This window comes from Rahnella sp. ATs2, from assembly GCF_051851855.1.
Classification (GTDB): domain Bacteria; phylum Pseudomonadota; class Gammaproteobacteria; order Enterobacterales; family Enterobacteriaceae; genus Rahnella; species Rahnella variigena.
The window spans coordinates 287,913-310,556 of the sequence record NZ_JBLYPL010000004.1; the positions used below are offsets into that span (position 1 = coordinate 287,913).

A 22,644-nucleotide genomic window follows, 5' to 3' on the forward strand; every position below is an offset into this window, starting at 1 on the left:
TTTTAACGGCTTTCGGGATGAAATAATGATAAACAGATTGGCCGAAGAACGAACAGAAGTGACGCTTATTAAGGAGATGGAAAATACAAAAAAAAGCTTCCCGCGACAGGAAGCTAAAATAGACAACAGAGTGGTTTTTTAGATTTTTTATTTAGGGGACATAAGTTGTTAATTTGTTAATGCTATTAATAATCCCGTTACACGCTGATATTATAAACCTTTCCTGATACAGGCGTCGCAGACTGACCTTCCTGACCATAAAGTGAGGTGGGTGTGCCAGCATCATTCACCAGTTTTTTAATGCTTTCAGTTTTCTGAATATGCATTTCAAGCAAGTCATAAATCTTTTTATTGAGCTCGTTAGAGGTAGTGACTTTCCTGGTGATATTTTTCCACAGCAATGCAAATCTTGCGTTCTGATGATAAGGCGCAGAAAGATGTAACGGCTTTTCAATTTGCTTACGCAGGTCATCATAATGACTGATCGTCGCCAGCAACTGACTTTTGCTGTCAGATACAATTTGCAGGGAAACAGGATTAATCTGCGTCCGCCTTAATTGGTTTGCTTCTTCGACAAGAATAGCCTCCAGTTCACCCAGAGAATCTTGAATTTTTAGCAGAACCGAACGTAAGTTTTCCATTTTCATTAATGTCTTATCAGAACTTATGAGAGTTGAAAGATGTCTTCGACCAGCGCATTGGCAATCTGGTCAGTATCAAGTTGTAATTCACCGGCATCCATGGCTGCGCGAATTTTTGCAAGACGGTCGTAGTCAACATCCTGTGAGCTGTCTGTCTGAATGGCCTGAGTCACTTTACTCAGCTTAATTTGCGTACCTGAGGTTTCGCTGGCTGCAACCGGTGCCGCGCTGATATCCGCGGCTTTCGGACGCATTTTTAAATCCTGCTGTTGCACATTCACAGCGGGTACTGAAAGAGGTTGAATTGTCCGGTCGATGCTCATGGTGTTCCTCTACATTCGTTGTTCTGGTGACCTCACGGTATATCTAAAATATCGGTGGCTGCCAAAATAACTAAAGCTATTCTTTTAAATTAATATGCACTTTTCCGTCCGGGGTCACCGTACCGGTCACAATTTGCCCTGAACGTGTGCTCAGTCTCACCGGCTGGCCTGCTGCGGCACTGTCCAGCGCCTTGGCTTTTATGCGGATCTGAAACCCTTCACCGGTGGCTAACACGTCCACTTCCTGGCCGGAAACCACAGACCAGCCTTTGCGGAGCTGATTTTCCACCACCGGCTGGCCTTTATTGATAGTGCGCGTGGCGGTCTGTCCGACAATGCTCTCCCGGTCGAAAATCAGCCCGGCGGGGAGTCTGTCCAGCGATCCGCTGCGCGGCTCAATATCATTCGCATCAATCACGCTGCCGGGTTTAATCCCGTGACGAGCCGTCCACCAGGTTCCCTGCGCCTGCACTGAAATCTGAATAAATTTACGTTTGTTTCCGCACTGCGCAATGATGCTTTTATTCCCGGTCAGACGCCGGTTGTTGCCTGCTACGGATAATTCCGGCGTAGCGCAAAGGGATGACAGTTGTTCAGCGGGCGTCAGAATCTTTATGGTGCGGGTAATGGCGCTGTCCGACGGTCTTTCATTATGGCTATTCACCAGCGCAGTAATGTGTGTTTTAAGCGTCTCAACAGACGGCGTAGCGGCAATGGCATCAAAAGCGGGTAAATAAAATATAAGGCTTAATAATGAAATTGCCGCGGTATAAAGAGGGCGGGGAAAAAACATGATGTGTACTGACCTTATATTATATAACGCAGGGCGGATCCCTTTTCCAACAACTTTTGACGGCTCAAAGTATAAGCCAGAAATTGCGTTTATTAACGTGTTAAATGCGCGAGTTTGTGAAGCCAATTTAATGGATTGCTTTGTGAAAATAAGCACGAAAAATCCATCCCGCTAAATGCGCTTGTTTTTGTCATATCATCACAGTATAAAATTGAATCATTCGCCAATAGAATGTATGAGTTAATTTTCATAAGGCAGAGGGTTGTTTCTTCATGCTTGATAAACTCGATAATGCGCTACGTTTCCAGCAGGAAGCGCTGGGCTTACTGACTCAACGTCAGAATATATTGGCTTCTAACATTGCTAATGCCGATACGCCGGGATATTTAGCCCGGGATATTGATTTCTCTGAACAGTTAAAAAGTGCGGTGGAAAGAAATACGCCGGCACAGGGTCCTCTGACCTTGTCATTAACGTCAGGATCGCATATTCCCGCTGTGGCACCAGCAATAGATAACGGACAGCTGCTTTATCGTATTCCCGATCAGCCAAGTGCTGATGGAAATACTGTTGATATGGATCGTGAGCGTATCAGTTTTGCTGATAACAACATGAAATATCAGACCAGCCTGACCGTTTTGGGTGGGCAAATTAAAGGCATGATGAGTGTCATTGGCCAGGGTTAATTATTGTCATGTCTACGATGAGTATTTTTGATATTTCAGGTTCCGCTATGGCGGCCCAGTCTAAACGTCTGAACGTCAGCGCCAGCAATATGGCCAACGCCGACAGCGTCGTCGGGCCGGATGGTCAGCCTTACCGCGCCCGTCAGGTGGTATTTCAGGTGAACAGTGCGCCGGGTCAGGAAATTGGCGGCGTTCGCGTCAGCGATGTGGTGGAAAGTAATGAGCCGGATCGTCTGGTGTATGAGCCGTCAAATCCGCTGGCGGATGCTAAGGGTTATGTCCGCATGCCCAATGTGAATGTGGTGAATGAAATGGTGAACACTATTTCTGCCTCCCGCAGTTATCAGGCCAACGTTGAAGTGATGAACACGGCCAAATCGATGATGTTGAAAACATTAACGCTGGGCCAATAAGGGACAACGCCATGGCTGTTTCACCGGTAATGAATAATGGTTCATCTTCCCCGACGTCGACAGGCACGGGCAGCAGCGCGGCTGACCTGTCGCAGAGTTTCATGGAACTTCTGGTTGCGCAGATGCAGAACCAGGATCCCACTAATCCGATGGATAACAACCAGCTGACCTCTCAGCTGGCGCAATTTAACACCGCCGCGGGCGTCGAGAAGCTTAACAGCACCCTGGGTGACGTGGGTCTGATCGTCAACAGCATGCAACAGATGAACGCCGCGCAATGGGTCGGACGCACCGTGTATATCGAAGGCGATTCGACCGTTTCCAACAAAGAAGGCGGGAATAAAGATTTCGGCTTCAGCCTCGATTCGGATGCCGACAAGGTGACCGTCACCCTGACGGATGAGCAGGGCAACGCCTATACCGCGGATGTGAAAGGGGCAAAAGCCGGTCCCAATAAGTATTCACTGGACGATCTGGATAACTTTAAGCCCTCCGATCCGACCGTTGATGAGACCAGCATCTTTAAGGTGACTTTCACCGCCTCCAACGAAAACGGCAGTGTGCCAAAAGTCACGTCACTGAAAAAAGGCACCGTTGAAAGTGTGTCCTTCACCAATGGCGGCGCTCAGCTCCAGCTGGGGCTGGACGGAACCGCGCCGATTGGCAAAGTGTATTTGATTGAGTGATCAGGTCTTCATATTTCATTTATTAGTGTTCAGGAAGAATAACAATGAGTTTTTCACAAGGTCTCAGCGGATTAACCGCAGCTTCTCAGGCCCTCGATGTGGTCGGTAATAACATTGCGAACTCCCAGACAGTGGGCTTCAAATCCGGCTCCATTGCGTTTGCTGATGTCTTTGCCGGTTCTCAAATCGGTATGGGTGTACAGGTTTCCTCAGTAAACCAGAACTTCAGCGATGGCGTACTCGGGATGGGTAACAGTGATCTGGATATGGGTATCCAAGGCAACGGTTTCTTCCGTCTGGCCAGTGAATCCGGCAGCATTTTCTACAGCCGTAACGGACAGTTCAAACAGGACGAAAACGGTTATATCGTCAACAACCAGGGCATGTTCCTGACCGGTTATCAGGCCACCGGAAACCCGCCAGCCATTCAGCCGGGTGCGGCTGTCGGCCCGATTCAGATCCCAAATGGTCAGATGCCCGCGCGCGCTTCTGACGCCGGTACCCTGAAAGGCAACCTGGATTCGGGCAGCAAGGTCATCGATCAGACCGCTAACCCGTTCGACCCTGCGGATAATAAAAGCTACAACTCCGTCACTCAGCTGGATGCCTACGACAGCCTCGGTAACAAGCACACCATTAACGTGTATTACGTCAAAACCGGTGACAACGAATGGAAAGCCTATTCCAGTGATACCACCTCGCCAAATCTGAATGATCAGGGTGAGCCGGTCTATCAGGAACTCGGTTTATCTTTCGATACCGCAGGTCAGCTGACCACCAACCCGGCGAAATTAAGCATTCAGGGTGCCGGTTATAACGGCGGCGCACCGCTGAATTTCGATCTGGATATGGACGGAATGACCCAGCAGGCGTCGGATACGGACATGGGCAGCCCGACCACCACCGGTTACGCGCCGGGTATGATGAACGGCTATATGGTCGGTGATAACGGTCAGGTGATTGCAAGCTACAGCAACGGTCAGTCACAGCTTATCGGTCAGGTGGTGCTGTCAAACTTCACCAACCCGGGCGGTCTGACGTCCAAAGGTGACAACACCTGGGCAGAAACGCCGGAATCTGGTCAGCCTTCTACCGGCGTGGCCGGCACCGGGAATCTGGGGAACCTGCTGGGCAACAAGCTTGAGTCTTCCAACGTGGATCTGAGCAAAGAGATGGTCAACATGATCGTCTATCAGCGCAACTATCAGTCCAACTCGCAGACCATCAAAACCCAGTCTGAACTCCTTCAGATCCTGGCTAATCTGGGCTAAAGGCTGCTGCTATGGATCGCGCAATATATACCGCCATGGGCGCGGCAAATGCCGCCCTCAACCGTCAGGCCGTCACGTCAAATAACCTGGCGAATGCCACCACGACCGGATTTCGGGCACAGCTCGCGGCTTTCCGCGCTGTGCCGGTAAATGGTCCGTCCGTCGCCACCCGTACGCTGGTGACGGAATCCACGCCTTACCACGACGATTCGATGGGCGCCATCAACCAGACCGGACGCAATCTCGACGTTGTCCTGCCACAAAATGGCTGGCTGGCGGTCGCATTGCCGGACGGCACTGAGGCTTACACCCGCGCGGGCAATATTGCCGTCGACAGCGAAGGTCTGCTGAGCATCAGAGGAATGCCGGTTCTCGGCGACGGTGGCCAGATTAACGTGCCACCGCAGTCTGAGCTGACCATTGCGCCGGACGGGACGATCACCGCACTCGGTGCCGGTGATGAACCGACCGCGCTGGCGCAGGTGGGCAGGCTGAAGATGGTGAATTCACCCCTTCAGGATCTGACGCACGGCGATGACGGGTTGTTCCATATCTCTCCACAATCGCCAAACGCCGGGCTGGCTCAGCTCCCTGCGGATCCTGATTTACAGCTGATCCCGGGCGCGCTGGAAAGCAGCAACGTCAATCCCGCCAAATCGATGGTGGACATGATTGCGACCGCGCGCGGCTTTGATATGAACATGAAAGTCATCAGTGCAGTGGATGACAATGAAAAGAAAGCTAACCAGCTACTGAGCATGGGCTAAGAGGAAATTCAGCATGATCCGTTCTTTATGGATTGCCAAAACAGGTCTTGAAGCACAACAGACCAACATGGATGTCATCTCCAATAACCTGGCAAACGTGAGCACCAACGGTTTCAAACGCCAGCGTGCGGTGTTTGAAGATTTGCTTTATCAGACCCTGCGCCAGCCCGGTGCTCAGTCTTCCGAGCAGACCACCATTCCTTCCGGTTTGCAGTTAGGTACCGGTGTTCGTCCCGTGGCGACCGAGCGTATTCACAGCCAGGGTAGCCTGACGCAAACCAATAACAGTAAGGATGTGGCGATCGAAGGTCACGGGTTCTTCCAGGTGCTGTTGCCCGATGGCACCACCGGTTACAGCCGCGACGGGTCATTCCAGTTTGATCAGAACGGTCAGCTGGTCACCGCCAGCGGGTATCAGGTTCAGCCTGCGATCACCATTCCGCAAGATGCTGACACCCTGACCGTCGGCAAGGACGGCATCGTGAGCGTCACCGTACCGGGACAGACTGCGCCGCAACAGGTCGGGCAGCTGACGTTAAGCACGTTCATCAATGATTCCGGTCTGGAAAGTATCGGTGAAAACCTTTACCGCGAAACCCAGGCTTCCGGCGCGCCGAATGAAACAACGCCCGGTCTGAACGGGGGCGGCACCCTGAAACAGGGCTATGTCGAAACCTCAAACGTTAACGTGGCGGAAGAGCTGGTCAACATGATCCAGACTCAGCGAGCCTACGAAATTAACAGTAAAGCCGTTTCAACGTCCGACCAGATGTTGCAACGCCTCACACAACTTTAATTCTGTTTGAACCTGAATCCTGTTTAAACCTGACTCCTGTTTAGACCTGAATCGTTTTTAAACCTTAATCGTATTTAGAAGCCTCAAAGCACCCATACGCCCGGCCTCTGTCCTGCAGACGGGGGCCGCTTTATGGCTGCTTAAGCCTGTAGTGGATGAAATGAAAAACCAGCTTTCTTCTCTGTATCCCGTCCTGTTGCCGAACCGCACACGTGCCGCCAGCCAGCTGATCGCGGCCGGTGCGCTGACGTTGCTTCTGACGGGATGCGCTTATCTTCCTCACAAACCTTTAGTCGATGGCGTCACGACAGCCAGTCCGGCGGCGGCAGCCACCACTACCGCTAACGGGTCTGTATTTCAAACCGGGCAGGCGATGAGCTACGGCTATCAGCCGATGTTTGAAGACCGCAGACCCCGCAACGTGGGCGACACGCTGACCATTGTGCTGCAGGAAAATGTCAGCGCCAGCAAAAGTTCTTCGGCCAATGCCAACCGTGGCGGATCCACCGACCTTTCTGTTGATGCGGTGCCCGGTATGCTGGCCGGTTTACTGGGCGGTGACCGCGCAGCGACCTCGATCAGTGGCAAAAATGATTTCTCCGGCAAAGGCGGCGCCGCGGCGAAAAACACCTTCAGCGGCACGATCACCGTCACCGTTCAGCAACTGCTGGAAAACGGCAACCTGAAAGTCGTAGGCGAGAAGCAAATCGCCATCAATCAGGGAACGGAGTTCATCCGTTTCTCCGGTGTGGTTAACCCGCGAACCATCAGCAGCAGTAACACGGTTATCTCCACTCAGGTGGCGGACGCCCGCATCGAATATGTCGGTAACGGCTACATCAACGAAGCGCAACAGATGGGCTGGTTGCAGCGTCTGTTCCTGAATTTATCCCCTTATTAATGGTTAACAGACGACAGTTATGAAAACTTCATTTCTCTCGCTGTGCCTGACACTGTTCTGTGGCCTGATTTTCATCATGCCGCAGAATGTACAGGCAGAGCGTATTCGCGATTTAACGTCGATTCAGGGTATTCGCAGCAATTCCCTGATGGGTTACGGTCTGGTGGTCGGCCTTGACGGCACCGGCGACCAGACCATGCAAACGCCTTTCACCACGCAAAGCCTGAGCAATATGTTGTCCCAGCTGGGGATCACCGTGCCCGCAGGTACCAACATGCAGCTGAAAAATGTGGCGGCTGTGATGGTGACCACTGATTTGCCTCCTTTCGCACGGCCGGGCGAGAAAATCGATGTCGTGGTGTCTTCGCTGGGTAACGCGAAAAGCCTGCGTGGCGGCACATTATTAATGACGCCACTCAAGGGTGTAGATAACCAAATTTATGCGCTGGCGCAGGGGAATTTACTGGTCTCCGGTGCGGGGGCGCAAAGCGGCGGCAGCCGTGTGCAGACCAATCAGCTTAACGGCGCGCGCATCAGCGGCGGCGCCACGGTAGAACGTGAAGTGCCGGCCAGTTTTGCTCAGGAAAATACGCTGCGCCTGCAACTTAATGATGATGATTTCACCGTCGCCCAGCAGATCAGTGATGAGATTAACCGCCGTTTCGGGGGTTCAACCGCCGTCGCGGAAGACTCGCGCACCGTGAAGTTGTTTGCCCCGTCCGGCAGTGCCGCCAAAGTGCGCTTCCTGGCCGATGTGCAGAACATCCCGATCCGTATCGGCATTATGGATGCCAAAGTGATCGTCAACTCCCGCACCGGTTCGGTGGTGATGAACCGCCATGTGACGCTGGACGCTTGTGCGGTGGCGCAGGGTGATCTGACCGTCGAAGTCTCGCGCAGCAATCAGGTCAGTCAGCCGGATACACCTTTCGGCGGCGGTCAGACGGTGGTGACACCGAATACGCAGATCTCCGTACGTGAGCAAAATGGTTCGCTGCAACGGGTGAATACCAGTGCTGATCTCAATAACGTGGTCCGTGCGCTGAACAGCCTGGGCGCGACGCCTAACGATCTGATGTCGATTTTGCAGTCGATGAAAAGTGCCGGTTGTCTGCGTGCCAAACTGGAGACCAACTGATGAGCAGCTCTCCGCTGACTTCCGGTGCGGCGTTTGATGTCCGCGGCCTTGATGCCCTGAAGCGCGAAGTTAAAAGTAATTCGCAGGAAGGGATCAAAGCGGCGGCTAAGCAGATGGAAGGCATGTTTATCCAGATGATGCTTAAAAGTATGCGCGACGCCTCTTTTAAGGATGGCCTGCTGAACAGCCAGCAGTCGGATATGTTCACCTCCATGTATGACCAGCAGATCTCTCAGGACATTGCCTCACAAAGCAAAATGGGGTTTGCCGACCTGATGGTCAGACAAATGGGGGGAGAAGTGACGCCGGTGACGAATACACCCGGTGTTGCTCCGGCACCTTATGTGCTCAACGGCGGCGGGTATGCGTCCCGCGTCCCGCTGAGCCGGTCTGAGCAGATGACATCTGAAAGCCTGAGCGCGGCGCAATATTCCCGGGGAACAGAGAAAAACAGCCACTTTATTTCCCGGATGCTTGAACCGGCAATAGCGGCAGCGAAGAAAAGTGGTATTCCTCATCAGCTGATAATTGCCCAGGCGGCGCTGGAGTCAGGCTGGGGAAATAAAGAAATTACCACAACAAATGGTAAACCAAGTCATAACTTATTCGGAATAAAAGCCACGCCGGACTGGAAAGGTGAATCGACAGAAATAACCACCACCGAGTTTGTCAACGGCACGGCGCAAAAGGTCAAAGCCGCGTTTCGCGTATATCCGTCTTATTCTGAAGCGCTGGCCGATTACACGTCTCTTCTGACGAATAATCCACGTTATCAAAATGTTGCGCGTTCCGGTTCACCGGAAAGGGCGGCGCACGCCCTGCAGTCAGGCGGATATGCCACCGATCCTGCGTATGCGAAAAAATTGATCAACATCATTAATCAGGTGAAAGGAAATATCAGTCAGGGCGTGAATGCCTATAAAACCGATCTTTCTTCAATTTTTTAGCTTTCGGCGTTTTAGTTTATTTTCGAAGTACCGATAGATTAAACAGGTGCGAATTTTCCTAGAGAATAATTCTGGACAAAGGCGCTAACAACTTTAGCCAAGAACACAATGTTGGTGATTTATGAATCTTTTTAATCTGGCTCAGAGCGGGCTCAGCTCAGCTCAGGCAGCGATGAATGTCGTGGGCAACAATATGAACAATGCCTTAACGCCAGGCTACAGCCGACAGAGTATTATTCTGGGCGAAGCGGGCGGCAGAACCACCGGTTCCGGCTACTTCGGTTACGGGGTTCAGGTGAATGGCGTTCAGCGCGCTTATAACGGATTTGTGAATAACCAGCTGCGCGGCGCGTACACAGAATCATCAAGCCAGGTCGGGCGTTATCAGCAGCTGACCCAGATTGATAATATGCTGGGTGATGACACCAGCAACATCTCCACATCGCTGAACAGCATCTTTAAATCGCTTGAGGAAATGAGCGCCGATCCGGTCAGTCAGGCTGCGCGTCAGGGAGCTTTATCCCAGTTCAAGGCGATTTCTTACCAGTTCAATACCAAGAGCAATACCCTCAACGGGCTGGAAAAAAGCACCAACACCCAAATTTCTCAGAGTGTTTCTGACATCAACGCCGATGCCAAACAGCTCGCAAAACTCAATGACGAAATCGCCAAGATCCACGGACGCACCGGCGATCTTCCGGCTGATCTGCTCGATCAGCGCGATGCATTGTTAGAACGCCTGAGCACGCAGGTGGGCATCAAGGTCAACGAAAACACCACCACGGGTCGTGTGGACGTGACGCTGTCCAACGGTATGCCGCTGGTGAACGGCAACCGCTCTTACGCGCTTGAAGCGTCGGTTTCCGCTGAAGATCCTTCCAAAACGGTTGTGGCTTACGTCGATGCCTCAGGCAACAAAATGCTGCTTGATGAAGACAAAATGAGCGGCGGCAAGCTGGGCGGATTATTTAAATTCCGCAATGAAGATCTGGTCGAAGCCCGTAACCAGCTGAACCAGCTGGCTTTGCAAATGGCTAACCGCTTCAACGAGGTCAATGCCGCAGGGTTCGATCTCGACGGCAATCCGGGCGGTAACATTTTCAATATTGCTGACCCGACCGCACTGGCAAACCGTGGAAATACCGGCGACAGCTCGCTGGACGTGTCCTTCTCCGATATCAGCAAAGTGAAGTCAGAGGATTACACCTTAACCTTCAAAGGCCCGAACGATACCGACTGGGAAGTGACCACGGCAGATGGCAGAACCATCAACCCGACTGTCGGCACTAACGGCGAACTGGAGTTTGAAGGGGTGTCCATCAAACCGCAGGGAACGCCTCAGCCGGGTGACAGTTTCGTGATGAACCCGACAGCGGGCGCGGCCGGAAAGCTCAGCGTGGCTATTACCAAAGGCGACCAGATCGCAGCATCGAGTAAAAGCGGCGAAGAGAGCAATAACGAAAACATCAAGGATATGCTGGCGATCAAGACCGAAACGCTGATTGGCAACGGCACGCTCACCGAAGCCTATTCCAGTCTGGTCAGCTCCGTCGGTTCTTCCATGACCGCGCTTAAGGCAGATAACGAAACAACGTCCAAAGCCACCGCCGCTATCGAATTGGAAAAGCAGTCGGTTTCCGGCGTGGATCTGATGGAAGAGTCGGTCAAGATCCAGATGTACACCCAGTATTATCAGGCCAATGCACAAGTGTTGCAGGCCGCGAACACACTTTTTGACACTCTGTTGAGTCTCCGCTAACCCGTGAATGTGTCACGGGCAGCGTGGCACGCTATTAAGGATGATTGTGATGCGCCTTAGCACTCAGTATATGTTTCAAAACAATATCAACAGCCTCTCCAGTTCGATGAATACCGCTAACGGTATCAGTATGCGTTTATCCGCAGGTCAGCGGTTGCTGAACCCTTCTGATGACCCGTCAGGTGCGGCGCAGGCCATCATGTACCAGAACTCTCTGGGGAATATGAAGCAGTTTGATTCGGCCCGTGGTTTTGCGAAAGACGCTCTGAACTTTGAAGATAATACCCTCAACTCGCTGGGTAATATTCTGACCAAGAACCTAAGTGAAAAAATCGTAGCGGCAGGCAAAGGTACGATGTCTGATGCTGACCGTCAGGCGGTGGCGACGGAACTGCAGGGGATCCGCGACAACATGCTGGATCTGGGCAATGCCAAAAACAGCAATGGCCGCTACGTTTTCGCCGGTTATAACACCGGAACCGCGCCGTTCGAAAAAGACGGCACCTACATTGGCGGCAATACGGCCATGACGCAGATTGTGGCTGACAGCACGGAAATGCAGGTCGGACACACCGGCAGTGACGTGTTTATGAGCGGAACGCCGGACGACCTGCTTGCCCAGCTCGACAGCGCCATTGCTGCACTCAATACCCCGATTACTGATGACGCGGGACGCGAAGCCCTGCAAAAGACGCTGGATGGCGTGAACGTGTCCATCAAAAAAGGCATCGATAATTTAGGGCGGATTCAGGCAGAAGTCGGGACCAATCTTCAGCAAATTGACGCCCTGAACGCCACGTCAATGGTTCAGCAAATCAACGTGGAAAGCAGCCTGCAAGAGACTGTCGGGTCTGATTATTCCACGTTTATCACGCTGGTGAGTCAGTCAAAAATGGCCGAATTTAGCCTGAATGCCTCAATGATGGTTTTCCAGACCATGCAGAAGATGAATATTTTTAACATGTAAATCCGTGCATGACTGAGAACGGCAGCATCCGCGCGATCACTGCGTTATTACGATGTCGTATGAGGGGCAGTATGTTTAAAGGATTAAAGATCTCGACAGGCATTACCGGCATTATCGCGACGCTGGCGTTGTTTATCGTGGTGATTGCCGGACTGAGTCTGATGAATGCGATGTCAGCGAAAAGCAACTTCGCCCGCATGGCCACCTCTGTGGACAACACCACTGAGATGCAACATGCCGTCTTTAATCTCAACGGCGGCCTGGCGCATGTGAACGCCCTGATGCTGGAAACCAGTCTGCATCGTCAGGTAAATCCTGAGGCAGTCACGACCGTTCAGGGGATTTTCGCGCAGGCGGAAACCAATATTAAAGCTTTTATGGCGACGCCGTTTAATTCGGAAGAGGAAAAACAGGCTGCCGGTGATCTGAGCAAACAATTTGAAAAAGTGCTCAGCCTGTCGCGGGACAAACTCCGTTACATCGCTGACCCGGCTCAGCTACCTGACGCGCTGGATCAGGAATGGAATGAGCGCATGTCGCTGCGGGATAAAATCGACACCTATGCCGCGATTTCAGCCCGGCAGAACCAGGGATACATCGATCAGGCGGATCGCGATTATCACAACATGATCATTATGGCTGTCATTGTCCTGCTGATATCGGTTGCCGTGACGGTGACCAACCGTATCTGGGTGCGCCACGCGCTGGTGCTGCGGATGGAACAAACTTCCCGTTCGATCAGGATGATTGCCAGCGGTGATCTGCGTCAGAAAATTGAAACCGGTAATCCGAATGAACTGGGGCTGATGCTGGCAGAACTGGAAAGTATGCGTCTTTCCCTGACGGAAACCGTGTCCGGCGTGCAGCAGGGCGTTAAGCAGATTTACCTGAATGCTCAGGAAATTGCGCAGGGTAATAACAATCTCTCTGCCCGCACTGAGGAACAGGCATCGGCGTTGCAGGAAACGGCGGCCAGCATGGAAGAGCTGAAAACCACCGTGCGTCATAATGCCGACAATGCACATACCGCGCGTCAGCTGGCCGAAGGTGCGAGCAGTAACGCGCACAAAGGTGGCAATGTGGTGTCTGACCTTGATGGGATCATGCAGGAGATCACCAAAAGCTCCCGGCAGATTGCTGACATCAACCATGTCATCGACAGCATTGCCAGCCAGACCAATATACTGGCGCTGAATGCCGCGGTTGAGGCGGCCAGAGCCGGAGAGCAGGGGCGTGGTTTTGCCGTTGTGGCCAGTGAAGTGCGCAATCTGGCAAAACGCAGTGCGGATGCGGCAAAAGAGATCAGCCAGCTGATCACCACCTGTGTCAATAATATGAGCACCGGTTCTCAGCAGGTGGAACAGGCCGGAAGGGTAATGAAGGAGATTGTTAATTCCGTCACCCAGGTCACCGATATTATGGGTGAAATAGCGTCAGCCTCTGATGAGCAAAGTGCCGGGATTAATCAGATTGCCCAGGCCGTCAATGAAATGGATCATGTCACGCAGCAGAACGCATCGATGGTAGAAGAAGCCGCGCTGGCATCCAGTAATCTCGAAGCACAAACGGAATCTCTGGAAAAAATCGTCGGGAAATTTTCTCTCAATGAGAAGGACGTTACCGCTGACGGAGAACAAAAAATAAAGACAGCCTCTTATACGGCCAGTACCACCGGTAACAAAGTGACACCCAAAATTATCCCGGCGTTACAGGAAGAAGAATGGGAGACGTTTTAAATCAATCTCAGCGATTATAATTTTAATTAATTTACAAATATCGGTAGTGATAATTCAGAGCGTGATGATTTCGGGCGGATGATCGAAATTTAACAGCCGGATTGCGCAATATAATTCGGTCTTATCAGGCTATATGATTTCAGATTATTCCTTAATAATTGTTATCCCTTTTATACGCCGGATATCGTAATTGTGAATGGTATTTACACCCATGATGGAGTGGTGCAAAAGGACGAGTTGTGGTTGAAATACCGTTATTTAGTTCGTCACGAAGCACTACGGTTACAGGCCAGATTACCCGCATGCGTAGAGCTGGATGACCTCATTCAGGCTGGGGCAATCGGGATGCTGACGGCCATTGACCAGTTCGACCCCAAGAAAGGGATCGGCATGAGTACCTATGTCACTCAACGTGTGCGCTGGGCGATGATAGATGAATTACGCGATCGCGACTGGGTTCCCCGGCGGGTCCGCACTAATGCCAGAGAAATTTCTGCCGCCATTAGGGAGATTGAGCAGCAGACCGGCGGTATCGCTTCAGAGGCGGAAGTGGCTGCCTTTATGGGGATTTCGCTGGAAGAATACCAGCAGATGTTAGTGGATACTAACAGCAGCCAGTTCTATTCTCTGGAAGAGTTACAGGAAGAATCCGTCAGTGATGTTGAGCAGCCGGGCGCACAGCATGAGATGCTCAATCCATTACATGAATTAATGAAAGGCAAGCTGGCGAAACAAGTGAGCCAGCTGATTAAAGAACTTCCGGAACGTGAGCAGGTGTTGTTGAATTTGTATTATCAGCAGGAACTGAACATGAAGGAAGTGGGCATTATTTTGGGTGTCACGGAAACAAGGGTTAGCCAGTTACACAGCCAGGCGATCAAACGAATTCGCGCCAGAATGGATGCGCTTAAATAAAGCGTGTAGGAATTTTCCTACCCGGTTTAAATATTATGTAGGACGTTTGTAAATTTTTATAGTATAGCGATTAAATAGGGGTTTATATCAAGGATAAAGTAATTCTTAGTGAGGTTTTCGCTCTGAAGCGTTGAGCTTTTAGGTCATTACCGTTATTATTCAAATAATGATTTCCAGCGCCATTTTTACTTTGAAATATGAGGTAAGATGGGGAGTCCCTATTTGTCAGCGACAACTCTTATGTTGCCGGTTGAATGCGGAGTCTGACCGGGGAAATGTCATTATTTGTCATCATGACAAAGCCGTCGTAATGACAAAAATAATCAATAGTTTACTACTTCTTTTGTGGTAGTTATTGCTGAACCTATAGCTTCAATTATTTATTTTCAACGAATTAATTAACGTCCTTTCACCGACAATCCGTAAAGGATCGAGTAACGAAAAAATGAATATAGACAACGTTGACGAACAGCTTCAAAGAATTCATGACATTAACCTTTCTTACCTGCTGCTGGCTCAGCAATTGATCAGAGAAGATAAGTTTGCTGCAGGATTTCGCCTCGGGCTGACTGAAGCAACGATAGATGCACTGAAAGAACTTTCTCTGCCGCAACTGATAAAACTGGCCTCTACCAACCAGTTAATTTGTCGCCTGCGCGTAGATAACGAAATTGTGATCGATAACCTGACGAAAGATTCACGTATCGAAGCCTTACAGCAAATTCATACAGGGATCATTTTATCCACCAATCTGCTTAACTCACTCTCGGAGAACAGCCCTACACCAGGTTAACGGATTAATGGATTAATGGAGAATGTGGTTATGAGCGAAAAAAGTATTTTACAAGAAATCAAAGAAGTCCAGATTGCCATGCAGCTGATTTCCTTTGGTGCCCGTATGCAGATGCTGGAGAGTGAAACCAGTTTAAGTCGCAGAAGATTATTACGTCTTTACAAAGAGTTAAGAGGATGTCCGCCCCCGAAAGGAATGTTACCGTTTTCCGAAGACTGGTTTATGGCGTGGGAGCAAAATATTCATTCATCTATGTTCTATAACATCCATCTTTATATACAGAAAACCGAACCTTGTCGCCCGATTGAAGCCACGGTGAAAGCCTATCGCTTATATCTGGAACAATGTCCGACGCCTCCGGGTGAAAAACCTGTACTGGGTTTAACACGCGCATGGACGTTATTACGGTTTATCGATTGTGGAATTATAGAGCATACAGAATGTTGTATTTGCGGTGGCGGTTTCGTTGTCACGAGTGAACACTCGAAGAATCCTTTTACCTGTAGCTTATGCAGTCCGCCTTCGCGCGCCATTAAAAAGTGCAAAGTGGCCGATTCCTCAACGGATCACGCGGCCAGTTCTGCGGCAAATTAAAATAAGCCGTTAAAAATGTTGTTGAAACCTGGTGTCGCCACGATGTGATACGGCCTCCCCGTATGTCAATTTTATGGCTACTGAACACATGGGTAAGATCTGGATATTGAATTATTTAAGGAGCACATGTGCTAGTCATTATTGGATACGTGGTTGTTATTCTCACTGTTTTTGGCGGGTTCGTGATAACCGGCGGACAGCTCGGCGCACTCTATCAGCCGGCTGAACTGTTAATTATCGGGGGGGCAGGTGTGGGGGCATTTATTGTCGGGAATAACGGCAAATCCATTAAAGCCACGCTGAAAGCCTTTCCTCATTTATTACAAAGTTCACGTTACACCAAAGCGCTTTATATGGACCTGATGGCCATGATGTTTCTGCTGCTGACCAAAGCCAGACAGAACGGCATGATGAACCTGGAAAGCGACATTGAAGATCCGCAGAACAGTCCCATTTTCTCCGCTTACCCCCGTTTGCTGGCTGATGCCTCACTGATGAATTTCGTTGTCGATTATCTGCGCCTGATGATAAGCGGCAGCATGAATTCGTATGAAATCGAAGCGCTGATGGATGAGGAAATCGAAACCTGTGAACACGAACATGAAGTCCCGGCTAACAGCCTGAACGTGATTGGTGACGCCTTCCCGGCTTTTGGGATCGTTGCCGCGGTGATGGGCGTGGTGAATGCGCTGGCGGCCGCTGACCGTCCGGCGGCCGAGCTGGGTGAGCTTATCGCTCACGCCATGGTGGGAACGTTCCTCGGTATTTTACTGGCGTATGGATTTGTCTTGCCGCTGGCCTCTGTGCTGCGTCAAAAGAGCGCCGAGCAAATCAAAATGCTGCAATGCATCAAGGTGACATTGCTCTCCAGCATGAATGGCTATGCGCCGCAGATTGCGGTGGAATTTGGGCGTAAAACGCTGTTCTCCAGTGAGCGTCCAACCTTTATTGAGCTTGAAGAACATGTGCGCGAAGCGAAGTCCTCGGCCAGCTCGGAAAGCACGCCATCATGAACAAAAGTCCCGGTCCGGTAATCATTGTCCGTAAGCGCAAAAAGCATAAACACGGCCATCACGGTGGCTCGTGGAAAATTGCGTACGCAGACTTTATGACGGCCATGATGGCCTTCTTTTTGGTGATGTGGCTGCTGTCATCCTCAACCCCTTTGCAACGTGAACAAATCGCGGATTACTTCAAGATGCCGCTGAAAATGGCGATGGGCAAAGGGGATAAAGCCAGTCTGAGCAGCAGCGTGATACCCGGCGGCGGGGATGATTTCATGAAGCAGGACGGCGAGGTATTCAAACAAACGCTCACCCGGCTCGACAGGCAAAAGAACGCGCAAAATTTACGACGCGCCCATGAAAAACTGGAAAGCCTGATCCACAACGATCCTCGTCTGAGCGATTTCCAGTCTAACCTGCGCCTCTCCCTGACCGATGACGGATTGCTTATCCAGATCATCGATACGCAGGAACGGCCTATGTTCAAAGTCGGCAGTAAAACGCCGGAGCCTTATATGCGCGGCATTCTTCAGGCGCTGGTGCCGGTGCTCAATGAACTGCCCAACCGTATCAGCCTGACCGGGCATACAGATTCTCTGCCTTATGCCAACGGCGAAGCCGGTTATGGCAACTGGGAGCTTTCCTCGGATCGTGCCAATGCCTCGCGTCGTGCCTTAGTCTCCGGTGGCCTGGCCGATAATAAATTCCTGCGCGTCATTGGTACTGCTGACAGGATGAGCCTGGAAAATCTGCGTCCCGATGACCCGGTAAACCGCCGTATCAGTATTCTGGTTCTCAGCATGAATAAAGAAAAATCGATTCTGGAAGAGGATACGGTTTTGCAGCAGGTCACCGACAACCAGGGCAGTGAGAAAATTAAAGCTGAACTGAAAAAAATGTCAGGCGGCGTTGAGACTGAGCCTGCCGGTTCGGTTGTCGTCAATCCTTTACAGCAATCTTCTCAGGGACAAGGTCATTAAAAATGGATATCAGCGATTTTTACCAAACCTTCTTTGATGAGGCAGATGAGCTCCTGGCCGATATGGAAAGGCACCTTCTGGAGCTGGATTTCATGTCGCCCGACAAGGAAATGCTGAATGCCATCTTTCGTGCCGCTCACTCGATTAAAGGAGGAGCAGGAACCTTTGGATTTACGGTTCTGCAGGAAACGACGCACATCATGGAAAACTTACTGGATGACGCCAGACGGGGAGAGCTGACGCTCACTGACGCCATCATAAATCTGTTTCTGGAGAGCAAAGATATTATGCAAGATCAGCTTGATGCGTATAAATCCTCGCAAGAGCCTGACCAGGAAAGTTTCCGCTATATCTGTGAAGCGCTCCGCCAAATTGTACTGGAAGATAAACAGTCCGCCACGTCAGCAGCGTCTGCCGCAGAAGCACCTGCTGAACAAACAGCTGAACAACCGGTAGCCGAGCCGGTTCCGGTCAGTACTGAAACCTGCGGTGAGATGCTGAACGTCAGACTGAGCGGGATTTCAGCGTCAGATAAAACCGTGCTTCTGGAAGAACTGGCTAATCTGGGCGACGTACTGAGTCATCAGCAGGGTGAAGATTCGCTCGAGGTTGCGTTGCAGACCGGCGTCTGTGCCGACGATATTCTCGCGGTACTCTGTTTTGTGCTGGAACCCGGACAAATTACGATTACCGCAGGCAACGCAAAACCGGCAACCTCCGTGGCGCCTGTGCAAGACGTTCCCGCGCAGGAAATGCCTCAGAAAGACACACAGCCGGAAGAAAAACCGCTGGCAGAAAAAGCCGTCGCCGCGCCGCCGGCTCCCGCGACAAAGCCTAAAGCCACACCACGCGCACAGCCTGCCGAGTCCAACAGTCTGCGTGTGGCGGTAGAAAAGGTAGATCAAATCATTAATCAGGTCGGCGAGCTGATCATCACGCAGGCCATGTTATCGCAGCTTTCCGGCGTACTGGATCCAACCCTTCACGACACCCTCATCAGCAGCATCGGGCAAATGGAACGCAATGCGCGTGATTTGCAGGAATCAGTGATGTCGATCCGCATGATGCCGATGGAATATGTGTTCAGCCGCTTCCCGCGTCTGGTTCATGATCTGGGCAGCAAACTGAATAAAGACATCGAACTGACACTGCGCGGCGGATCGGCAGAGCTGGATAAAAGCCTGATCGAACGCATTATTGATCCGCTGACGCATCTGGTGCGCAACAGTCTGGATCACGGCATTGAACCTGCGCAGGTGCGACTGGAGAAAGGCAAACCGGCAAAAGGTAATCTGATCCTGTCCGCTGAACACCATGGCGGCAGCATTGTGATTGAAGTCATCGACGATGGCGCCGGACTTAACCGCGAGAAGATCCTCGCACGCGCGCACTCGCAGGGGCTGGCGGTCAGTGAAAACTGGAGCGACAAAGAAATCTGGATGCTTATCTTTGCGGCCGGGTTCTCTACCGCAGAAAAAGTCACCGATGTTTCAGGTCGTGGCGTCGGGATGGACGTGGTGCGCAGGAATATTCTGGCAATGGGCGGTCATGTCGAAATCCATTCTGAGCAGGATAAAGGCACCACTATCCGCATCATTCTGCCGCTGACGCTGGCGATCCTCGACGGCATGTCTGTCCGGGTGGGCGAGGAAATCTATGTCCTGCCGCTCGGCACGGTGATGGAGTCCCTGAAACCGTCGGAAAGCGCGCTTTACAATATGGCCGGTGATGAACAGATGCTGTTAGTGCGCGGCGAATATCTGCCGCTGATTGAGCTGCATCAGGTCTTTAATATTGAAAGTGAAATCCGCCAGGCCAGTGACGGCATTGCGGTCATTCTGGAAAGTGCGGGTTGCCGCTATGCCTTGCTGGTTGATCAGCTTATTGGTCAGCATCAGGTCGTGGTGAAAAACCTTGAGCTTAATTACCGTAAAGTGCCGGGTATTTCCGCCGCTACTATATTAGGCGATGGCAGCGTCGCATTGATCCTCGACGTGGTTGCTCTTTTAACGCTGAGTAAGAATAAAAAGATCGCCGCCAAAAAAAATCAACTTGTCCCTACTGCGTAAGGTAATTTCATGCATTTTTCCGGAACAGAAAAACAATTTAGCGAAAAGAATGTGGATCAGGAATACCTGGTTTTCACATTAGGTAATGAAGAATACGGGATCGAGATCCTCAAAGTTCAGGAGATCCGCGGCTGCGATCGTGCGACACGTATTGCCAACTCACCTGACTTTATTGTCGGTATCACTAATCTTCGCGGCGTTATTGTGCCGATTATAGATCTGCGGGTGAAATTCCAGCTTGAGTCTGCGGAAATTAACGATAATACCGTCACGATTGTGTTGAATCTGTGTAACCGCGTGGTGGGCATTGTCGTTGATGGCGTGTCTGACGTGCTTTCCCTGAAAGCGGATCAGATCAAACCCGCACCGGACTTCACCGTCACGCTGTCCACAGAGTATCTGCTGGGCCTGGGGTCGCTCGATGACCGTATGCTGATCCTGGTCGATATCGAAAAACTGCTGAACAGTGACGAAATGGAAATTGTCGAAAAAATGGCGGACGCCACCTACGAATAATGCCCGGTTCTGAATGACAGGTTCTTAATCACAAACTAATAACCGTCTGCCAGTAGCTGCTGCAAACCCAAAAATGATTATTTATATCAAGAGAGCCTTTCTTAAAAAGTCAGGCTTTCTGTGTTTATTATGCCAGCAAGCATAACCGCTTATTACATTCATGTTATGAAACTTAACAGGAACTTTATTTTGTTATCATTAATCAGTATTAGAAAAATGGTCCAGGGCCATCTCTATGTTATTGCCTTTTCATTTATCCTTCTTGCGGGATTAAGTTTAAAAATATCGGATATCTCCCGCAGTAATTTTCAGGATATTACCAACTTAAACAGCCGGGTGAAGTTATTAGATCAGGCCATGTATAAGTTAATGCTGATGCGCGGTAATGTTCTTTTTCTTAAGGCCGCGTCTTTATCTAATGAACAGGTATCAGATGAGTGGGCTACCGCCATTAATGCCCATAACAGTAATATCCGTCGCAGCATTGATCAGTGGGTAAAAGAGAAAAAGGCTGACGCCTACACGCAGGAGTTATCAGACAAGGCTGGTGCGCTGTTTATGCAGATCACCGATACCTACATGACGTTCTTCAAAGATATTCATGGCAGTGCCGCGGTGATTGATAAGACTGATGATTTGATCACCGAGCTTGAAACCGTCACCGGCAGTTATTACACCGTAGCCGATAAGCTCACTACTCAGTACAAAGAGAGAGCCGATTTTTTACATGACCTGTTATGGATAACAATCGCCATTGTCGTGGTGTTGTTTGTGATTTTGTATGTCTCACTTTCGCGCTATATCACCCGCATGGTGATCAGCCGTTTGTCCGAAGCTTCCGCGATCTTCTCGGCAATCAGTCAGGGAGAGCTGGCGAGCCAGGTGCCGGATTATGGCCGTAATGAAATGGGTAAACTGTTCAGCAGCATTGAAGAAATGCGCGCTTCGCTGGTGAATATCATTTCCGGTGTGAAGGGGGTGGCGGTCAACCTGCGCCATAATGCGGTAGAAATTGCCCATGGCAACCAGGATTTGTCTTCGCGAACCGAAGAACAGGCCAGCGCCCTGCAACAGACTGCGGCCAGTATGGAAGAGATCAAAACCACGGTCGAAAACAATACGGCACATGCCCGTGAGGCCAATCATCTTGCTAACGAAGCCAAACAGATGGCCGACAGCGGTTCACAAATCATGGTCGATGTGGTGCGCTCAATGGGCACGATTGCCAGCCATGCCACGCAGATTTCGAACATTATCAAAGTGATCGACGGCATTGCCAGTCAGACCAACATTCTCGCCCTGAACGCCGCAGTGGAAGCTGCGCGTGCCGGTGAGCAGGGGCGTGGATTTGCCGTCGTGGCGACCGAAGTGCGTAATCTGGCGCAACGCAGCGCCGATGCCGCCAAAGAAATCCGCGGGCTGATTGAACATTCGGTACAGGATACCGAAGCGGGCAGTAAACGCGTCGATACGGCCAAAGAGACGATTGGCGATATTGTTGAAATTGTCAGTAAAGTCAGCAACATCATGCAGGATATCACTCAGGCTTCTGAAGAACAGAACATGGGGATTCAGCAGGTGGCAGTGGCGATTAACCAGATGGATGTGGTGACCCAGCAAAATGCGGCGTTAGTTGAGGAATCAGCGGCGATAACTGTGATGATGGATGAACGCACCGGTGAGCTGGAAAGTATGGTGTCGGTTTTCCATACTGAAACAGAACGCCAGGAAGCCTGAACCCGGAACGTTAATTAAAGAACGTCTGTAAGTACTGATAAATATTATTAAAGGGCGGCAGAGTATTCTGTCGCCCTTTTTTATTGCTGATGTTTTTTATTAAGCTTATTTACTGTTGTGATCTTACCGGCAATAAAAAATCCCCCCGGTCCGTGAAGACCGGGGGGATTTGATACTGACTACACTATGACTGACTAGCGTATTACAAACTG

At 50.8% G+C, this 22,644-nt stretch carries 23 protein-coding genes; 20 read left to right on the forward strand and 3 right to left on the reverse strand.

Features of this window, described 5'->3' with window-relative positions; translation table 11 throughout:
• Nucleotides 1-197: 197 nt before the first annotated feature.
• The 3 genes from ACJY2G_RS05815 to flgA form a co-directional block, all read right to left on the reverse strand.
• Entirely contained in the window at nucleotides 198-641 is a 444-nt protein-coding gene (locus ACJY2G_RS05815; RefSeq protein WP_232829829.1) for a flagella synthesis protein FlgN, read from the reverse strand.
• Between the two features lie 23 nt (nucleotides 642-664).
• Complete coding sequence (flgM, locus tag ACJY2G_RS05820) at nucleotides 665-964, reverse strand: flagellar biosynthesis anti-sigma factor FlgM (protein WP_113877427.1); 300 nt, start codon at nucleotides 962-964, stop codon at nucleotides 665-667.
• 76 nt (nucleotides 965-1,040) lie between these two features.
• On the reverse strand, nucleotides 1,041-1,757 hold the full coding sequence (gene flgA, locus ACJY2G_RS05825) for a flagellar basal body P-ring formation chaperone FlgA (protein WP_113877428.1): 717 nt from the start codon (nucleotides 1,755-1,757) through the stop codon (nucleotides 1,041-1,043).
• Between the two features lie 272 nt (nucleotides 1,758-2,029).
• Between flgA and flgB the strand changes: the two genes are divergently transcribed.
• The 20 genes from flgB to ACJY2G_RS05925 all read left to right on the forward strand — a co-directional run bounded on the left by flgB (nucleotide 2,030) and on the right by ACJY2G_RS05925 (nucleotide 22,432).
• On the forward strand, nucleotides 2,030-2,443 hold the full coding sequence (gene flgB, locus ACJY2G_RS05830) for a flagellar basal body rod protein FlgB (protein WP_112287701.1): 414 nt from the start codon (nucleotides 2,030-2,032) through the stop codon (nucleotides 2,441-2,443).
• A gap of 8 nt (nucleotides 2,444-2,451) precedes the next feature.
• Nucleotides 2,452-2,856 (forward strand): flagellar basal body rod protein FlgC, encoded by a 405-nt coding sequence (gene flgC / locus ACJY2G_RS05835; RefSeq protein ID WP_112287700.1) that lies wholly within the window; start codon nucleotides 2,452-2,454, stop codon nucleotides 2,854-2,856.
• 11 nt (nucleotides 2,857-2,867) lie between these two features.
• Nucleotides 2,868-3,542, forward strand: coding sequence for a flagellar hook assembly protein FlgD (locus ACJY2G_RS05840; RefSeq protein WP_120163765.1), 675 nt, complete (start codon nucleotides 2,868-2,870; stop codon nucleotides 3,540-3,542).
• A gap of 44 nt (nucleotides 3,543-3,586) precedes the next feature.
• The gene (gene flgE, locus ACJY2G_RS05845) at nucleotides 3,587-4,813 is read left to right on the forward strand and encodes a flagellar hook protein FlgE (protein WP_129639239.1); all 1,227 of its coding nucleotides are present in this window, start codon (nucleotides 3,587-3,589) and stop codon (nucleotides 4,811-4,813) included.
• Nucleotides 4,814-4,824: 11 nt separating this feature from the next.
• Complete coding sequence (locus ACJY2G_RS05850; protein WP_439291496.1) at nucleotides 4,825-5,580, forward strand: flagellar basal body rod protein FlgF; 756 nt, start codon at nucleotides 4,825-4,827, stop codon at nucleotides 5,578-5,580.
• 13 nt (nucleotides 5,581-5,593) lie between these two features.
• Complete coding sequence (flgG, locus tag ACJY2G_RS05855) at nucleotides 5,594-6,376, forward strand: flagellar basal-body rod protein FlgG (protein ID WP_120163767.1); 783 nt, start codon at nucleotides 5,594-5,596, stop codon at nucleotides 6,374-6,376.
• Nucleotides 6,377-6,536: 160 nt separating this feature from the next.
• Nucleotides 6,537-7,277 carry a flagellar basal body L-ring protein FlgH gene (locus ACJY2G_RS05860; RefSeq protein WP_112287751.1) on the forward strand — a complete coding sequence of 247 codons (741 nt, stop codon included), beginning with the start codon at nucleotides 6,537-6,539 and terminating at the stop codon, nucleotides 7,275-7,277.
• Between the two features lie 76 nt (nucleotides 7,278-7,353).
• On the forward strand, nucleotides 7,354-8,415 hold the full coding sequence (locus ACJY2G_RS05865; protein ID WP_238484712.1) for a flagellar basal body P-ring protein FlgI: 1,062 nt from the start codon (nucleotides 7,354-7,356) through the stop codon (nucleotides 8,413-8,415).
• Nucleotides 8,415-9,362: a flagellar assembly peptidoglycan hydrolase FlgJ gene (gene flgJ / locus ACJY2G_RS05870; RefSeq protein ID WP_113877434.1), complete on the forward strand. Its 948-nt coding sequence runs from the start codon at nucleotides 8,415-8,417 to the stop codon at nucleotides 9,360-9,362. The genes ACJY2G_RS05865 and flgJ overlap by 1 nt, the downstream gene beginning before the upstream one ends.
• Before the next feature lie 121 nt (nucleotides 9,363-9,483).
• Nucleotides 9,484-11,121, forward strand: a complete 1,638-nt coding sequence (gene flgK / locus ACJY2G_RS05875; protein ID WP_439291498.1) for a flagellar hook-associated protein FlgK — start codon at nucleotides 9,484-9,486, stop codon at nucleotides 11,119-11,121.
• A gap of 49 nt (nucleotides 11,122-11,170) precedes the next feature.
• Nucleotides 11,171-12,088: a flagellar hook-associated protein FlgL gene (gene flgL / locus ACJY2G_RS05880; RefSeq protein WP_439291499.1), complete on the forward strand. Its 918-nt coding sequence runs from the start codon at nucleotides 11,171-11,173 to the stop codon at nucleotides 12,086-12,088.
• Between the two features lie 71 nt (nucleotides 12,089-12,159).
• The gene (locus ACJY2G_RS05885; RefSeq protein WP_120163771.1) at nucleotides 12,160-13,824 is read left to right on the forward strand and encodes a methyl-accepting chemotaxis protein; all 1,665 of its coding nucleotides are present in this window, start codon (nucleotides 12,160-12,162) and stop codon (nucleotides 13,822-13,824) included.
• A gap of 192 nt (nucleotides 13,825-14,016) precedes the next feature.
• Nucleotides 14,017-14,739 (forward strand): RNA polymerase sigma factor FliA, encoded by a 723-nt coding sequence (locus ACJY2G_RS05890; protein WP_113877438.1) that lies wholly within the window; start codon nucleotides 14,017-14,019, stop codon nucleotides 14,737-14,739.
• Nucleotides 14,740-15,184: 445 nt separating this feature from the next.
• Nucleotides 15,185-15,532 carry a flagellar transcriptional regulator FlhD gene (gene flhD, locus ACJY2G_RS05895; protein ID WP_369920668.1) on the forward strand — a complete coding sequence of 116 codons (348 nt, stop codon included), beginning with the start codon at nucleotides 15,185-15,187 and terminating at the stop codon, nucleotides 15,530-15,532.
• A 30-nt stretch (nucleotides 15,533-15,562) separates the two neighbouring features.
• Complete coding sequence (flhC, locus tag ACJY2G_RS05900; RefSeq protein WP_112287689.1) at nucleotides 15,563-16,126, forward strand: flagellar transcriptional regulator FlhC; 564 nt, start codon at nucleotides 15,563-15,565, stop codon at nucleotides 16,124-16,126.
• A gap of 128 nt (nucleotides 16,127-16,254) precedes the next feature.
• Nucleotides 16,255-17,139 carry a flagellar motor stator protein MotA gene (gene motA / locus ACJY2G_RS05905; RefSeq protein WP_112287688.1) on the forward strand — a complete coding sequence of 295 codons (885 nt, stop codon included), beginning with the start codon at nucleotides 16,255-16,257 and terminating at the stop codon, nucleotides 17,137-17,139.
• The gene (gene motB, locus ACJY2G_RS05910) at nucleotides 17,136-18,110 is read left to right on the forward strand and encodes a flagellar motor protein MotB (protein ID WP_113877441.1); all 975 of its coding nucleotides are present in this window, start codon (nucleotides 17,136-17,138) and stop codon (nucleotides 18,108-18,110) included. The genes motA and motB overlap by 4 nt, the downstream gene beginning before the upstream one ends.
• A 2-nt stretch (nucleotides 18,111-18,112) precedes the next feature.
• Nucleotides 18,113-20,179 (forward strand): chemotaxis protein CheA, encoded by a 2,067-nt coding sequence (cheA, locus tag ACJY2G_RS05915; RefSeq protein ID WP_439291500.1) that lies wholly within the window; start codon nucleotides 18,113-18,115, stop codon nucleotides 20,177-20,179.
• Between the two features lie 9 nt (nucleotides 20,180-20,188).
• Nucleotides 20,189-20,695: a chemotaxis protein CheW gene (gene cheW / locus ACJY2G_RS05920; protein ID WP_112287685.1), complete on the forward strand. Its 507-nt coding sequence runs from the start codon at nucleotides 20,189-20,191 to the stop codon at nucleotides 20,693-20,695.
• Nucleotides 20,696-21,052: 357 nt separating this feature from the next.
• Entirely contained in the window at nucleotides 21,053-22,432 is a 1,380-nt protein-coding gene (locus ACJY2G_RS05925) for a methyl-accepting chemotaxis protein (RefSeq protein WP_244220244.1), read from the forward strand.
• Nucleotides 22,433-22,644 lie beyond the last annotated feature (212 nt).

Coding starts and splice junctions, on each gene's coding strand:
- ACJY2G_RS05815 (WP_232829829.1), bottom strand. CDS start 641: ATGGAAAACTTACGTTCGGTTCTGCTAAAAATTCAAGATTCTCTGGGT.
- flgM (WP_113877427.1), bottom strand. CDS start 964: ATGAGCATCGACCGGACAATTCAACCTCTTTCAGTACCCGCTGTGAAT.
- flgA (WP_113877428.1), bottom strand. CDS start 1,757: ATGTTTTTTCCCCGCCCTCTTTATACCGCGGCAATTTCATTATTAAGC.
- flgB (WP_112287701.1), top strand. CDS start 2,030: ATGCTTGATAAACTCGATAATGCGCTACGTTTCCAGCAGGAAGCGCTG.
- flgC (WP_112287700.1), top strand. CDS start 2,452: ATGTCTACGATGAGTATTTTTGATATTTCAGGTTCCGCTATGGCGGCC.
- ACJY2G_RS05840 (WP_120163765.1), top strand. CDS start 2,868: ATGGCTGTTTCACCGGTAATGAATAATGGTTCATCTTCCCCGACGTCG.
- flgE (WP_129639239.1), top strand. CDS start 3,587: ATGAGTTTTTCACAAGGTCTCAGCGGATTAACCGCAGCTTCTCAGGCC.
- ACJY2G_RS05850 (WP_439291496.1), top strand. CDS start 4,825: ATGGATCGCGCAATATATACCGCCATGGGCGCGGCAAATGCCGCCCTC.
- flgG (WP_120163767.1), top strand. CDS start 5,594: ATGATCCGTTCTTTATGGATTGCCAAAACAGGTCTTGAAGCACAACAG.
- ACJY2G_RS05860 (WP_112287751.1), top strand. CDS start 6,537: ATGAAAAACCAGCTTTCTTCTCTGTATCCCGTCCTGTTGCCGAACCGC.
- ACJY2G_RS05865 (WP_238484712.1), top strand. CDS start 7,354: ATGCCGCAGAATGTACAGGCAGAGCGTATTCGCGATTTAACGTCGATT.
- flgJ (WP_113877434.1), top strand. CDS start 8,415: ATGAGCAGCTCTCCGCTGACTTCCGGTGCGGCGTTTGATGTCCGCGGC.
- flgK (WP_439291498.1), top strand. CDS start 9,484: ATGAATCTTTTTAATCTGGCTCAGAGCGGGCTCAGCTCAGCTCAGGCA.
- flgL (WP_439291499.1), top strand. CDS start 11,171: ATGCGCCTTAGCACTCAGTATATGTTTCAAAACAATATCAACAGCCTC.
- ACJY2G_RS05885 (WP_120163771.1), top strand. CDS start 12,160: ATGTTTAAAGGATTAAAGATCTCGACAGGCATTACCGGCATTATCGCG.
- flhD (WP_369920668.1), top strand. CDS start 15,185: ATGAATATAGACAACGTTGACGAACAGCTTCAAAGAATTCATGACATT.
- flhC (WP_112287689.1), top strand. CDS start 15,563: ATGAGCGAAAAAAGTATTTTACAAGAAATCAAAGAAGTCCAGATTGCC.
- motB (WP_113877441.1), top strand. CDS start 17,136: ATGAACAAAAGTCCCGGTCCGGTAATCATTGTCCGTAAGCGCAAAAAG.
- cheA (WP_439291500.1), top strand. CDS start 18,113: ATGGATATCAGCGATTTTTACCAAACCTTCTTTGATGAGGCAGATGAG.
- cheW (WP_112287685.1), top strand. CDS start 20,189: ATGCATTTTTCCGGAACAGAAAAACAATTTAGCGAAAAGAATGTGGAT.
- ACJY2G_RS05925 (WP_244220244.1), top strand. CDS start 21,053: ATGTATAAGTTAATGCTGATGCGCGGTAATGTTCTTTTTCTTAAGGCC.